The 15,251-nt window shown below is 62.8% G+C and carries 8 protein-coding genes and 2 pseudogenes; all 10 read left to right on the top strand.

The features are described from left to right. The first annotated feature begins 46 nt into the window (after positions 1-46). The 10 genes and pseudogenes from IVB13_RS13610 (at position 47) to IVB13_RS13565 (ending at position 15,215) form a co-directional block, all read left to right on the top strand. The gene (locus IVB13_RS13610) at positions 47-2,518 is read left to right on the top strand and encodes an ATP-binding protein (protein ID WP_247489162.1); all 2,472 of its coding nucleotides are present in this window, start codon (positions 47-49) and stop codon (positions 2,516-2,518) included. 291 nt (positions 2,519-2,809) lie between these two features. Beyond that, complete coding sequence (locus tag IVB13_RS13605; protein WP_247489160.1) at positions 2,810-3,331, top strand: thermonuclease family protein; 522 nt, start codon at positions 2,810-2,812, stop codon at positions 3,329-3,331. 133 nt (positions 3,332-3,464) lie between these two features. Beyond that, entirely contained in the window at positions 3,465-3,647 is a 183-nt protein-coding gene (locus IVB13_RS13600; protein ID WP_247489158.1) for a hypothetical protein, read from the top strand. Between the two features lie 505 nt (positions 3,648-4,152). Then, a pseudogene (locus IVB13_RS13595) lies at positions 4,153-4,800 on the top strand (ArdC-like ssDNA-binding domain-containing protein); the annotation flags it as partial. Positions 4,801-4,922: 122 nt separating this feature from the next. Beyond that, complete coding sequence (locus IVB13_RS13590) at positions 4,923-6,134, top strand: tyrosine-type recombinase/integrase (protein WP_247377095.1); 1,212 nt, start codon at positions 4,923-4,925, stop codon at positions 6,132-6,134. Continuing rightward, positions 6,131-7,072, top strand: a complete 942-nt coding sequence (locus IVB13_RS13585) for a tyrosine-type recombinase/integrase (RefSeq protein WP_247489157.1) — start codon at positions 6,131-6,133, stop codon at positions 7,070-7,072. The genes IVB13_RS13590 and IVB13_RS13585 overlap by 4 nt, the downstream gene beginning before the upstream one ends. Continuing rightward, entirely contained in the window at positions 7,069-8,061 is a 993-nt protein-coding gene (locus IVB13_RS13580; protein ID WP_247297730.1) for a tyrosine-type recombinase/integrase, read from the top strand. The genes IVB13_RS13585 and IVB13_RS13580 overlap by 4 nt, the downstream gene beginning before the upstream one ends. Positions 8,062-8,174: 113 nt before the next feature. Continuing rightward, positions 8,175-8,480: pseudogene (locus tag IVB13_RS13575) on the top strand (zincin-like metallopeptidase domain-containing protein); the annotation flags it as partial. Between the two features lie 107 nt (positions 8,481-8,587). Continuing rightward, entirely contained in the window at positions 8,588-10,741 is a 2,154-nt protein-coding gene (locus tag IVB13_RS13570) for a ParB/RepB/Spo0J family partition protein (protein ID WP_247489155.1), read from the top strand. A gap of 151 nt (positions 10,742-10,892) precedes the next feature. Next, positions 10,893-15,215, top strand: coding sequence for a strawberry notch-like NTP hydrolase domain-containing protein (locus IVB13_RS13565; protein ID WP_247489153.1), 4,323 nt, complete (start codon positions 10,893-10,895; stop codon positions 15,213-15,215). Positions 15,216-15,251 lie beyond the last annotated feature (36 nt).

Raw genomic sequence — 15,251 nt, 5'->3', positions numbered from 1 at the left:
CGCCCGTCGAGCCCGAACAACCTTTCTCCAGCGAAGGCGCCGCACAATGAGCGGTTGGTATCTTCAAAGGATCTCCATCGAAGGGTTTCGCGGCATCAACAACGAGGGCGCACCGCTCGTACTCAAACTCAAACCGGATTGCGTCAACTCAATTTCCGCGCCCAACGGGGTCGGAAAGACATCAATCTTCGACGCCATCGTTTATGCGATTACCGGTCGAATTCCGAAGTTGGAGGATCTACCGGCAGCCGAAAAGGGACCATCCTACTATCTTAACCGCTTCCATACTGGTGGCGTCGGGACCGTCGCTCTGACCTTGGAGCCGGCCGCCGGTGGCGCGGAGGTCACCATAACCGTCCAGCGCGATGCCGCAGGCGCCCGGAATGTCTCGGCGAGCAACGGCGCAGATGGAGACGCCATTCTCGCTGATATCAATCGCGAGTTCGTCCTCCTTGACGGAAAGACCTTTCAGGACTTCATCGACTTTTCACCGCAGAAGCGCGGTCGATCGTTTGCCGGACTGCTCGGTCTGAAGCGTTACTCCGCCTTGCGACAGGGTCTTGCGTCGCTTGCGAACACGAAGGCATTCAACAACCACTTCGGCGTGGCCGCCAAGGAGGCCACTCAAAACAGCGCGACCGTTACCGCACAGCGCGCCCGGGCCAACATCAAGGAGGCCTACACGGCGCTGGTCGCAGACGAGTATGATCCGGCGGAAGCCGAAAGGACGATGCTCGCGAAGGCTCATTCCGCCCTTCATGGCGTCGAGCTGCTTAGGCCGATTTGCGAGGGTCGCACGTTCGAGGAGATCGACCCGTCGGCTTGCGTCGATGCCGCAAAGACCGCCGAGGGTGGTGAGGCAAGAGAACAGCTCGCGAAAATCCTCCGCGATCAAACGAGTTGGATTGACGCGGCGAAAACCGCGCCAAGCGAAGAGGATGCCGGGCGTTTGATCGAGCTAGCGGACGCCCGCGACACTGCGCTGCAGGTCACCCAAGGAGATCTGTTCCATCAGCTCTACGGCCTCAGCGAAACCATCCTTGCCGATGACTCCTGGGCGGATAAGTGCGTCTGCCCGGCGTGCGACCGATTGGACACCAATTCGGTTCTCAATCATGTTCGTCGTAAACTCGCCGACTTCGAGGCGGTTGAGGCGGCTTCGGCTAATCTGGTTCAAGAGTGGACCGAAAGGGGCTGGAATCAACTCGAAGACCTGGAGCGGTTGGGTCGCCGACCTGAAGAGGTGGCCCACCTTGCCGAGGCAAAGGACATCGGCGTCAAGGGAACCCTCGACGGCACGCGTGCACGTGCCGTTACTGAATGGCTGAAGACGCTGACCGATCGCGCCGACGCGAAGGTCGCAGAGCTCACGGATAGCAAGATGGCTCTGGAGAAGAGCTTGCCCGACAAACTCACGGCCGTTGTCGAAAAGGCTGAAGCCGCACGTCGTCTTCAGACGAATCTGTCGGACTTGCGCGCCGCCATGAAGGTGTATTCCGCCGTCGGCGCGGAGCTTGCGCGTATCGCCCGGGTAAAGACCTTTCTCGACGCCGCGAGCTCATCGTTCGCCAGCTCTGAATCCGCTACAAGCGCGCGTCGGCTCATCGCCATAGAACCGGTCACGCGGACCATCTTCGCGGCGATCATGTTCACCGATGTCGTGCCAGCACTGAAGAAGCGTGTCGGTAGCGAGGATCTCTCTATCTCCCTCGCACAATTCTGGACCCTGCCAGACATTTCAGCTCAAGCCGTTCTCTCTGAGAGCTATCGCAACGCATTTGCGATCAGCGTCTACTTGGCGGCAGCGTCGCTCTACGGGGCGGGGGCCAAGTTTCTCATTCTCGATGATGTAACATCGAGCCTCGATTCCGGGCACCAGTTTCATTTGATGAACGTGATCAAAGGACAATTTGCCCGCCCCGGCGTCCCCAGCGGTCCACAGGTAGTTCTGCTGAGCCATGACACCGTTCTCGAAAAGCTGTTCAACACTAACGCGAATGAGGGAGAGTGGTGGCATCAATGCATCCAGGGCACCGCGCGGACGGCCGTCCTGCCGCAGTCGGGTGCGATCCACAAAGTCCGCGATGCAACCCACGCCTTTCTCGACACCGGTAATACGGACGATGCTGCTCCGCGGATCAGGCAGTATCTGGAGTTCAAACTCGAGGAAGTCATCTCAAAGGTCGGCGTACCCGTACCGATTGCCATTGCTTTTAACGACGACAAACATATGGCAAAGAACTTGATCGACGCCATCAAGGCAGCTGTCGATCTCCACGATGCTGCTCGCCGCCTGGTGTTGGAGCCTGCCCAGATCACCGGTCTCGGCACCGCTGTAGCGACCATCGTGAGCAACTACCTGTCCCACTGGTCCACTGGTCAGACCCACGCCTTCACTGCCCCTTCCTTGAAAGGGGTGATGCAGGCGATTGAGAGTTTCGCAAGCTGCTTTCAGTTCGAGCACCCAGCCGGCTCGGGTCAGTACCGCTACTATCGCTCGCTTAGCCAAAAGTCTTGAACATCGGTGGTGAGGTCCTCTTGCCGGCACCGATGAGCCCGGCCTGATTAGCGGTCAACGTCATCGAAAATAGATCGCCTCGCAGGAGCCGCAGGTGCAACCGGCTTCGGTTCTTGTTCGCGCGGAACTGGAGACATGTAGTTCCACTCAGCCTAATGGTCAGGTTTGTCCTCGGCCTCCTTGCGGAGTTTCACTATCCCGAGCGGCCTGCGAACCTGCCAGCGCTGAAGCCACTCGCGAACTGGCCAAAATTCAAGCCGCGAGATTTGCGGTAGCTAGAAGGTCATTGGAATGCGTCGAACCTCTGTCGCATTGATTATCGCCATTCTGTCGAGCGTAGCGTTGGCCGACGATTTTGTCGGCCAGGCCAGGGTTATCGACGGCGACACATTGGAAATACATGGAGTGCGCATCCGGCTCTGGGGCATCGATGCCCCGGAGAGCAGCCAGCTGTGCCGTGGCGACGACAGCTTACAATATCGGTGTGGTGCTCAGGCCGCGAACGACCTTGACGCCTTCATTGGCCGCAGTGCCGTCAATTGTGTTCCAGTCAGCCTCGACCCGTATGGCCGCACGGTCGCGACCTGCTCGGTCGCAGGCAAGGATCTCGGGGGTTGGCTTGTACGCAACGGTCTTGCGCTGGATTGGCCCCAATACTCGAAGGGCAGGTATCACGAAGCTCAGCGCGAGGCTGAGCGCGCGGGCCGAGGACTCTGGAAGGGCAGCTATGTCGAGCCGTGGCTCTATCGTGCATGCATCCGCGCAAGTGGAAAGCTGTCCGCCTGTTCGGATGATGCAAATGCCCATCCTTGATGCGATCCCTGCAAGGCACCAATCCAGAACGGGCGTTAGCTAATCACGGCACTTGGGCAGGTGGCTCTGGCGCCGTTTGGGCTGCTCACGCTACCCATCATTTCCAATCCCCTCACTGCACAACGGGAATGAAATGGTTGCAGCCACCGATGAATTGCCGGCCTCTGGTTACGCGCTTGAAGTGGACGGCCGGCTCAAAGCCGAATTTGCAACCAGAGACGGCGCCAGGGCAGGTGGCGAAGAACTAAAGAAGCGTTTTCCCATGCTTCAGATCAGGATTTATGACACACAGACGAATGCGCGCGAGGAAATCTAGGTCCTCCGACTTAAGCCCTGGTGGAGTTCTTCCGCTTGTGCGCGTGCGGCTTCCGCCGCATCAGGCTCTCGTTGAACCGAGCCGCTTTGCGTCTCGGCCGTCCGGCTTCGATCCCTCGCGCAAGAGCTGCGGAGCTCCTCGCCGGGGGCACTCGGGAAAGGGGCCCGCCTGCGGCGATCGCTATCACTGCCCCGTTCCCGGGTGCCACTATTGAACCGGTCTCGTCGCTGCACTCGGACCCGCGTGCCCCTTCGGGTCGCTATGCTCACGCTCTCCGGGTGCCATTTCCCGTCGAGGTGATGCGCTCTTGGCGCACGCCCGGTCGGGCCTGCGGCCCCAGGCATCTCAGTATCTAGTCCCTCCTGAAAACTTGGGACGGAAGGCGGACCGGGTCGCAAATGTCGCATTCTGAATTAGAGGCTGAGAGTAAGAGTGTCGCGCGGTTTTGCCGTGACGGGTTACAGGCTGCGAGAGAGGCTCGCGGCGCCCGTCGCGGAGATCCGCGATGTCCAGACATCATCCTCGGGCGCGCACCGGTGAGGACCGGACGAGCCTTTATGACGACATCACCAACAAGATCATCGCCGAACTGGAGGCCGGCCGTGTGCCGTGGGTGCAGCCTTGGGGCACCGCGGCGGCGACGGCGCCTTTGGCCATGCCGAAAAGCGCCGCGACCGGCCGCCAATACAGCGGCGTTAACATACTAATTCTCTGGGGGGCTGCCACTGAACACGCATTCACAGGTCAGAGCTGGCTCACATTCCGCCAGGCGCTATCGCTCGGTGGTCACGTTCGCAGGGGCGAGCGCGGCACGACCGTCGTCTATGCCGACCGCTTTGTGCCGGTCGACGAACAGCGCCGCGCGAGCGAGAACGGTGAGGAAGCGCAGACCATTCCGTTCCTCAAGCGCTTCACACTTTTCAACATCGATCAATGCGAGGGCTTGCCTCCGGAGATCGCAACAACAGCGCCGCCTCCGCCGCCAGACCTGATCGAGCCGAAGGTCGAAAAGCTCATCAAGGCGACTGGCATCGACTTCCGCATCGGCGGCAACCGCGCCTTTTATGCGCCGACAGAAGATTATGTGCAGGTGCCGCCACCGCAAGCTTATTTCGAGCCGATCAACTGGCATCGAACGGCCTTGCATGAGCTGGCGCATAATGCCGCGATCCAGATTATGCCGCATCTGCTCGGCTGGGCCCGGTTGGCGGCATGATCCCGCCAATCCCATTCGGCATAATCTTCGTCGCTCCAACAACAAGGAGCACGAAGATCATGTCTCAATATTTGCAGACCTGCATCGAGCCGCATCTTGGCTCGTTCGCAGCGAGTTTTGCGGCGGAGAATTACAGCGCCGGCACGGTCAAGACCTACCTATCGATCCTACGAAAGGTGGGTCACGCGATGGATGTCCAGGGCATCGGTCCTTCAGCGTTGACGCTCGATATGGCCGAGCATCTGGGACGCAAGGTGCCGCGTAAGAAAACCGGCACGATATGGCCGTATAGGTTGGCCCGCCGGTTCGCGCAGCATCTCCTCGATATCGGCGTGACGCATCCAGTGCCGTTGAGCGAGGCGCAGCAAGCGCGTGCGGCCCTACTGGCGGACTTCGAGACCTATTTGGTCAAGCATCGCGGCCTTAGCCCGCGGACGATCTATCACACGCTGCGGTTCGCCAACCGGTTCCTCGATCATCGCTTTGGCGATGCGATGGTTGATCCGGGGCGGTTGCGGCCCGCCGACGTGATCAGCTTCCTTGAGCACGTAATGGCAAGTGCGCGGCGCGACAAGACGGTAGCGACGCATGTTCGTATCTTCCTGCAATATCTGTTCGGCAGTGGCGCGACAGCGACCAATCTAGCTCTGAGTCTGCCTAGAACGGCGAAACGCTGGGGAGCACGACTGCCGCGCCATCTGGTGCCCGAGGGCGTTGAGGCGGTGCTCGCCTGCGTGCGCCACAACCCGCGGCACGGGGCTCGGGACTATGCGATGCTGCTCATCATGGCCCGGCTTGGCTTGCGTGCTGCCGAGGTCATCGCGATCCGGTTGGACGACGTCGACTGGCGCGCGGGCGAACTCTTGGTTCGTGGCAAGGGCAAACTCCACGATCGCGTGCCGATCAGCTCGGAGGTTGGCGATGCGCTGAGCCGCTATCTGCGCGAGGAGCGCGGCCCCACGTCCTGCCGCATGATGTTCGTTACCCATCGCGCGCCACATCGTCCGTTCAATGACGGCCAAATCGTCAACGCCGTCCTAAAGGATGCCCTGAAGGCGACCGGCCAGAAACCGGTGACGCCCTATGTGGGATCGCACCTGCTGCGTCATAGCCTTGCGGTCCAGTTGGTGAACTCGGGTGCATCGCTCGACGAGGTGGGTGACGTGCTGCGGCATCGCTCACGCACATCGACCATGATATATGCCCGTCTCGACATAGATGGGCTGCGATCGATAGCAATGCCCTGGCCCGTAGTGGGAGGCGCGCAATGAGCCTCACCTCCCAACTCGATCGCTATCTGACCGTGCGGCGCAGCCTCGGCTACGACCTGAGCACCAGCGAGCGCATCCTCCGCCGCTTCACGCGGTTTGCCGACCGCGAGCGTGCGACGCATATCGACACGGCGCTGTTCCTGCGCTGGCATGCTACGCTCGACGAGGCCAACGGCAGGACGCGAGCGGCGCGGCTTACCGTCGTGCGCCTCTTCGCGCAGTGGCTAAGTAGCTTCGATCTGGCGCATGAAGCCCCGCCCCGGGGATTGTTGCCGAATACCGTGATGCGCTCCCGACCGTATATCTACAGCGACGCGGAAGTCGCTTCGATCATCGCGGCCGCAATGGCACTTCCGTCGATTTGCGGATTACGCGGGCTGACCTGCTCGACGCTGTTCGCACTCATCGCGATCACGGGCCTGCGCGTCAGCGAGGCGCTCGCGCTCGATGGAGACGACCTCGATGCCGATAATGGTGCGTTACGCGTCCGACAAGGTAAGAACGGTAAGGAGCGACTGCTGCCGCTCGACCCCAGCGCCGTCGAGCGACTGCTAGACTATCGCGTCAAACGCGACCGGTTGATCGGTCATCCGGCGAAGCCGATGTTCATAACTGACAAGGCGACTCGGCTCACCGACTGTGGGGCCCGCTACAACTTTGCGCAAGCATGCCAGCAGATCGGATTGCGATCCGAGCAGCAGTACCAGCGGCACGGCCGGGGACCGCGCATCCACGACCTGCGCCACACCTTCGCCGTGCGTACGATGATCAACTGGTACCGGACTGGCAAGGACCCGGCGCGCGAGATGATCCGGCTGACGACCTATCTGGGTCATAGCAACCCTTCTGGAACATATTGGTATCTGGAGGCGGTCCCGGAGCTGCTCGATCTAGCGATGGGCCGCGCCACCGCGAGCGGCGGGGAGATGGCACAATGAGCACCATCGCCTTACCTGCGCTGATCCAGCGCTTCTTCACCGAGCGGCTTTGCACGCAACTGGAGGCGAGCCGACATACGGTCGCTGGCTATCGCGATACGTTCCGGCTACTGCTCAGGTACGCGAGCACTCGCCGCAACAAGCCGCCAGTCAACCTGACGGTCGAAGATATCGACGCCGATCTGGTCGCGGACTTCCTCGCCCATACCGAGACCACGCGGGGCAATAGCGCCCGCAGCCGCAACACCCGGCTCGCGGCGATCCGATCGTTCTTCCGCTTCGTCGCGATGACCGATCCGACCTGGCTACTACACTGCCAGCGTATCCTGGCCATGCCCAACAAGCGCTATGTGAAGCGTGCAGTTACGTTCCTCGATGCCGAAGAGATGGCGGCGTTGCTGGCGGCTCCGGATCGCACCACATGGGCGGGCCGGCGCGATCATGCTCTGCTGTTGCTCGCAATCCAGACAGGCCTGCGAGCTTCCGAACTGGTCGGCCTTACCCGGGGCGATGTCGCGCTTGGAACCGGCGCTCACATCCGTTGCATGGGCAAGGGCCGCAAGGAGCGCGCCACCCCACTTCGCCGCGAGACAGCCAAGCTGCTGGCGACGTGGATCGGCAACGACAAAGACCAGAGCAAGCCGCTGTTCCCGTCGATCCGGGGCGAACGGCTGAGCCGTGACGCTCTTGAGCATCTGGTCCGCAAGCACTGCCTCACGGCGTCGCGCGCGTGCCCGAGCATCGGCACCAAGCGGGTCACACCGCATACGCTGCGCCACAGCACGGCGATGGACCTGCTCCATCATGGCGTCGATCCTGCGGTGATCGCGCTCTGGCTTGGTCACGAGAACGTCGAGACCACCCAGATCTACATCCACGCCGATATGCGGATGAAGGAAAAGGCGCTCGCTCTCGTCGCCGCACCATCCGCGCCGCCGGGTCGGTTCCGGCCGGACGACAAACTGCTCGCGTTCCTTGAAGGGCTCTGATTATGCCGAACAGCCGCATGGCCAACACCGGGATATCCAGCCTCCAACAGAGGCCATGCGGCATAATCTGGATCGCGGCATTATGCGCCTTATGCCGATATCGGCATAACGTGCATGCCAGCGGGCATCCGTCACGTCTCAACCGCGACTTGTCGGGCAGCTTTGGTACCAGGAAGTATGCCTTTGAGGAGTTGGTCGCGGAAATTGCCTCTGCGTTCGGTTGCGCGTCGCTCGGTATCTTACCGACGGTGCGGCACGCCGATTATATCGGCTCGTGGCTTGATGTGTTGCGCGAGGACAATCATGCAATTGTCCGGGCCGCTTCACAGGCCAGCAAGGTCGCGGACTATCTCCTCGGATTCTTGCCAGCACCCGCTGCCGACATGAAGGCGGAAAAAGCGGACCAGGAAGCGGCGTGAGGCTCCGCCCGGTCACCGCGGGCACGAGAGTGAGAGGGCGGGTCGTTTTCCGCGACGGGTTGGAGGTCGAGAGAGAGGCTCTCGGCCGCCCGTCGTGGAGAATCGGCATGACGAAGGCTGTCCAAAAGATCACGTTGTCGCCCTCGCGTGATATTCCGTTCAACAAGCTGGTGCTGAGCCAGTCCAACGTCCGGCATGTGACGGCGGGTTTTTCCATCGAGCAACTCGCCGAAAGTATCGCGCAGCGTACGCTCCTGCAGAGTCTCAACGTGCGGGCGGTCGTGGACACTGAAGGCAATGAGACCGGCATGTTCGAGGTGCCGGCTGGTGGCCGGCGCTATCGCGCGCTGGAACTTCTCGTAAGGCAGAAGCGCATGGCGAAGACGCAGGCGGTTCCCTGTGTCGTGCGCGAGGGCGGCATTGCTGAAGACGACTCGCTTGCAGAAAATGACGAGCGGGTAGGGCTTCATCCGCTCGATCAGTTCCGAGCCTTCCAGACCTTGAGTGCCGCCGGCATGTCCGAGGAGGATATCGCGGCTCGGCACTTCGTGACGCCGGCTGTCGTTAAGCAACGACTCCGGCTGGCGTCCGTGTCGGCAAAGCTCCACGACGTCTATGCCGAAGACGGCATGACCCTCGAGCAACTCATGGCCTTCTCTGTTACAGCCGAGCACGCCAGGCAGGAGCAGGTCTGGGAGAACGTCAGCCGATCCGGATATGATGAGCCCTATCAGATCCGGCGGATGCTCACGGAAAATACCGCGCCCGCGACCGATCGCCGCGTTCAGTTCATTGGGCTGGATGCTTACGAGCAGGCTGGTGGCGGCGTTTTGCGGGATCTGTTCGAGCGCGATGATGGCGGCTGGCTCCAGGACACTGCCTTGCTCGACCGTCTCGTGACAGAAAAACTCAAAGCCGAAGCCGAGTCGATTGCAGCCGAAGGCTGGAAGTGGATTTCGCTCGCGGTCCAATTCCACTACGGCCACACGGATGGCCTGCGCGAGCTGGAGGGCAAACCTGTCGATCTCTCCCCGGAGGAGCAGGCCACCATCGACGCCCTCAACGCGGAGCAGGCCAAGCTTGAATCCGATTATCAGGATGCCGACGAGTTGCCCGATGGGGTCGATGAGCGTCTCGGCGAAATCGAGGCGGCACTGGTCGCGTTCGAAGACCGGCCAATGATTTACGATCCGGCCGAGATCGTCCGCGCTGGCGTCTTCGTCTGCATCGATTCCGAAGGCCGCCTCTCGGTGGATCGGGGTTACGTCCGGCCGGAGGACGACATGTCGGCAGACGATCCTGATATCGGGCAGGGCGCCGACACACAGTCAAACGAGGGGAAGGCGGCTGGTACTTCCGTCCAGCACACGGCCATCGCCATCGCGGGTGGCGCTCCTGAGGTGGAAGAAGATGATGAGGACGCCACGAAACGTCTGCCGGATCGGCTGATCACCGAGCTGACGGCGCATCGCACGTTGGCGTTGCGGGATGCGCTAGCAGAAAATCCCGCGATAGCGTTTCAGGCGGTGCTGCACAACTTCGTGCTGACGGCCTTTTACCGCTTCGCATCGTCCGGCGGCTGCCTTGAGATCGGCCTTCGCACGCCGACCTTTCCGGCTCAAGCGCCTGGCTTGAGGGAAAGCGCGTCCGCGACGGCCGTTGAGGCGCGGCATGAGTCCTGGAAAGCACGATTGCCGAACAGCGAGAACGATCTTTGGGATGCGCTCGCAGCTCTCGATTGCCGCGCACAGGCGTCCCTGTTCGCTCACTGTGCGTCATTTGCGGTCAACGCCGTCTTTGAGCCGGCCAACCGCTACAATCAGGGCCGCGTCTCCGCCCGCGGCGTCCGCACCCGGCTCGACCAGGCGGATGTGCTCGCGCGCGCCGTCCGCCTCGACATGGTCCGAGCGGGCTGGAAGCCCTCCGTCGACAACTATCTCGGCCGGGTCACCAAACCTCGCATCCTGGAGGCGGTGCGGGAAGCAAGAGGCGAATCGTCCGCGCAATTGATCGACCACCTGAAGAAGGCCGACATGGCCAAGGAGGCTGAGCGCCTTCTCGATGGTTCGGGCTGGTTGCCGGAACCGCTGCGTGTCGTCGAGTCCGGCGTATCCTCACTGGAGCAGGAGAGTGAAGCGGGCCCGCTGCCTGAATTCCTCGGAGAGGACGAGGATCGGGAGAACGCGAACGAGGATGGGATCCGCAACAACTCGACGCCGCTGAGTGAGATCATGGAGTTGGACGGCTCTGGCCGTCCGTAGGTGCTTGGGGACCGGTGTGCAGCGCCGGTCCCCATTTTTCTGGGCGAGCGCTGAGAGGGAGAGCCGGGCCGGGAAGGGTTTTGAGCCGTCGGGGTCAAAGGAGAGCGCCCGATGGTTCGATCCTTTCCTGCTCTCCGAAAGAAACCCTCTCATGACCGAATCTCTCGCCGGCGGCGCTGCCGCCGCGCCGCTCTCGGTGCGCGCCACTGCAAGTCTCACCTCCGCCGCCGTCAGGGCCGCGCGACAGCTCGTGATTGATCTCGAGCGCGGCCGTCGCATCGATGCCGCTGTCCTGCGTAGCGCCATGGAAGCTGCCTTCGGCGCTTCCGACGCCACTGGCGTCTGGAACTGGAAAACCGCCTATGATGTCTGCGAGGCGGCAACTGTTCTGTTTCTTCGCAAGTTTGGTCCCGCAATTCGTGTCGAGGCCGGCTCGACGGCTGCCATGCTGCCGATGCTCGCGAGAATCGCGCGCTGTCTGCCGACCCACACGCGGCGCTCCGAGGACAGTCAGGCCCTTCAACAATTCTCGACGCCGATCCCGCTAGGGCTCGCCGCATGCACCGCGGCCGGCATCACCCCGTCCGACCGGGTTTTGGAGCCCTCCGCGGGGAGCGGCTTGCTCGCCATTTTTGCCGAGCTCGCCGGCGGCGCCTTGATATTGAACGAGTTGGCCGAAGCCCGCGCCGCATTGCTCGATCAACTGTTCGCCAAGGTTAAGGTCACGCGATTCGACGCCACCCAGATCGATGATCACCTCGATGCGGGTGTCGTACCGAGCGTGGTCCTGATGAACCCGCCGTTCTCGGCATTGGCGAACGTCGATCGACGGATGGCGGACGCGGCTTTCCGGCACATCGCCTCAGCCCTCGCGCGTCTTTGCGACGGCGGTCGTTTGGTCGCCATTACCGGCGCGAGCCTTACGCCCGACAATCCGGCATGGCGAGATGCCTTCGTTCGACTCCAGGAGCGCGGGCGGGTGGTGTTTTCTGCCGCCATCGATGGCGCGGTCTACTCGAAACACGGAACGCAGACCGACACAAGGCTGCTCGTGATCGACAAGCAGCCTGCCGCAGATCCGAAGGTCTTTCCGGAGTCGCTGGGCATGGCGGGCGATGTCGCCACATTGCTCGGCTGGGTGAGCCAGCATGTGCCTCCAAGGCTGCCGGTCGCCACCCCCGTCGTGGTCAACGTCATCAGGCGCCCCGCGACGCCGCGGCCGGTCGGCGCCTTTGCACCGCGACCATGGTCGACTTCGGGAAATGTCGCGACCGAGGGCGTCGAGCTCACTTACGAGACTGTCGAGTGGACGCCTCCGGAAGGCGCTCGACTGACCGACGCGCTTTATGAGGAATACGCGCTGCATGCGATCCGTATTCCGGGGGCGCATGCGCATCCGACCAAGCTCGTGCAGTCCGCCGCGATGGCCTCGGTCGCGCCGCCGAAGCCGTCTTACCGGCCCCACCTGCCGGCCAAGGTCGTGGCGGATGGCATCCTCTCCGACGCCCAGCTTGAGAGCGTCATCTATGCCGGAGAAGCGCATTCCGAATTTCTTGCGGGCTCCTGGACGGTAGATCCAACCTTTGATGTTGTGGCGGCCGCACACGACGATGCAGAAAATGCTGTCCGCTTTCGGCGCGGCTGGTTTTTGGGCGACGGCACCGGCGCGGGCAAGGGTCGGCAGGTCGCAGGCATCCTTGTCGACAACTGGCTCAAGAGCCGCCGTCGCGCGGTCTGGATCAGCAAATCCGACAAGCTGATCGAAGACGCGCAGCGCGACTGGTCCGCGCTCGGCATGGAGCGCTTGCTCGTGACGCCGCTGTCCCGGTTTCGCCAGGGTACGCCGATCCGGCTCGCGGAAGGCGTCCTTTTCACCACCTACGCTACGCTGCGCACCGATGAGCGTGGCGAGAAACTTTCGCGCGTTCGCCAGATGGTTGAATGGTTGGGCTCCGATTTCGACGGAGTGATCGTCTTCGACGAGAGCCACGCGATGCAGAACGCGGCAGGCCAGAAGGGCGAGCGCGGCGACCAGGCGGCCTCCCAGCAAGGGCGCGCGGGCCTGAGGCTCCAGCACGCGTTGCCGAATGCCCGCGTCGTCTATGTTTCGGCGACCGGTGCCACCACGGTCCACAATCTCGCCTACGCCCAGCGGCTAGGCTTATGGGGCGGCGACGATTTCCCGTTCGCCACCCGGGCGGAGTTCGTCGAGGCGATCGAGGAGGGTGGTGTCGCGGCGATGGAGGTACTCGCGCGCGATCTCAAGGCGCTCGGTCTCTACGCGGCGAGGTCTTTATCTTACGAGGGCGTCGCGTACGAGCTCATCGAGCACCAGCTCACGCCCGAGCAGGTTCGCATCTACGACGCCTACGCCGGAGCTTTCAGCGTCATCCATAACAATCTCGATGCCGCGATGCGGGCCGCGAACATCACCGGCGAGACCGGCACGCTGAACGGCCAGGCCAAATCGGCCGCGCGATCTGCGTTCGAGAGCGCCAAGCAGCGTTTTTTTGGTCACCTGCTGACCTCGATGAAGACGCCGTCGCTGATCCGCTCGATCGAACGCGATCTTGACGCCGGCCACGCCGCCGTCATCCAGATCGTTTCGACCGGCGAGGCGCTGATGGAGCGCCGCCTCGCTGAGATTCCGACCGAGGAGTGGGGCGACGTCCAGGTCGACATAACTCCGCGCGAGTATGTCCTCGACTATCTCGCCCATTCGTTTCCGGTACAGCTCTACGAGCCTTTCACCGACCAGGAGGGCAATCTCTGCTCCCGGCCCGTCTATCGCGATGGCCAACCGGTCGAGAGCCGGGATGCCGTCGCTCGCCGCGACCGCCTCATCGAGAAGCTCGCGTCGCTGCCTCCGGTCCCGGGCGCGTTGGACCAGGTGATCCAGCGCTTCGGCACCGGCATGGTCGCGGAGGTCACAGGCCGCTCGCGCCGCATCGTTCGCAAGGGCGACCGGCTGGTGGTCGAAAACCGGGCCGGTTCGGCCAACCTCGCCGAGACCTCGGCCTTCATGGACGACGTCAAGCGGATCCTCGTTTTCTCCGACGCGGGCGGCACGGGAAGGAGCTACCATGCCGAGCTGTCGGCGCGGAATCGCCGCCTGCGGGTCCACTATTTGCTCGAGCCCGGCTGGAAGGCGGACGCCGCGATCCAGGGGCTCGGCCGCACCAACCGGACCAACCAGGCGCAGCCGCCACTGTTTCGTCCTATCGCGACCGACGTCAAGGCAGAAAAGCGCTTTCTCAGCACCATCGCGCGCCGGCTTGATACGTTGGGTGCCATCACGCGTGGCCAACGCCAGACCGGAGGGCAGGGCCTGTTCCGGCCCGAGGACAATCTCGAAAGCCGGTACGGCCGCGACGCGTTGCGCCAGCTCTACACGCTGCTGGCGCGGGGCAAGGTCGACGGCTGCTCGCTCGAGCGGTTTGAGGATGCGACCGGCCTGAAGCTCACGGATGCTAATGGGCTCAGGGATGACCTGCCTCCGATCACGACTTTCCTGAACAGGTTGCTCGCCCTGACGATCGATCTTCAGAACGTTCTGTTCACCGTCTTCGAGCAGCTCTTGACCGCCCGGATCGAGGGCGCGGTCGCCTCGGGCAGCTATGACGTCGGACTGGAAACGCTCAGCGCCGAGAGCTTTGCCGTCACCGACCGGCGGACCATCTATGTCCATCCGGGCACTGGCGCCGAGACCCGGCTTCTCACCATCGCCCAGCGCCAGCGCAATAATCCTGTGAGCCTGGATGGTGCTCTTGCGCATCTTTCTTATCCTCGAGCCATCCTGCTAATCAATGAGCGCTCGGGACGAGCAGCGGTGCAGGTCGCGGCTCCGAGCTTCATGCTTGATGACGGCGAGATCGAGCGGCGCGTCCGCCTGATCCGGCCCGTGGAACAGCAAAGCGTCCCCTTAAGAATGATGGCGGAAAGCCATTGGGTCAAAGTGGACCACGGACGCTTCGCCGCGGCCTGGCTGGCGGAGCTTACCGAGATCCCAGCGTTCACGGAAAGCACGATCCACATCGTGACCGGGTTGCTGCTGCCGATCTGGAAGCGGCTGCCGAACGAGTCGACGCGCGTCTATCGGCTGCAGAGCGACGCGGGCGAGCGGATCGTCGGCCGCAAGGTCTCGGTTACCTGGGTCACGAATGTCCTTGCGGCTGACGCGCCGGCGCTCGCGCCAGACGCCGCTTTCGCCGCGCTGATGGAGGGGCGGACCGTCCTCGAACTTGCGGAGGGTCTCCAGCTTCGCCGTGTCCGGGTGATGGGCGCACACCGCCTCGAACTGGCGGGCTTCAACGACACCATGCGCGATCGCTTGCGGGCTTACGGCCTCTTTGGAGAAATCATCTCCTGGAAGCTGCGCATGTTCGTGCCCACGGACGGGAACGGCGTCGAGATTCTGTCCAAGGTACTCGACCGTTATCCGGTCGAGCGTGCCAGTGAGCGGGAGGCCGCCTGATGCGTCGCGAGCCTTGCGAATTGGCACGCCGCCTCG

Origin of the sequence: Bradyrhizobium sp. 17 (genome assembly GCF_023073515.1) — a bacterium.
Lineage (GTDB): Bacteria > Pseudomonadota > Alphaproteobacteria > Rhizobiales > Xanthobacteraceae > Bradyrhizobium > Bradyrhizobium canariense_D.
The sequence above is the reverse complement of the archived record's forward strand: the minus strand, read 5'-3'. Positions and strand labels throughout refer to the sequence as shown.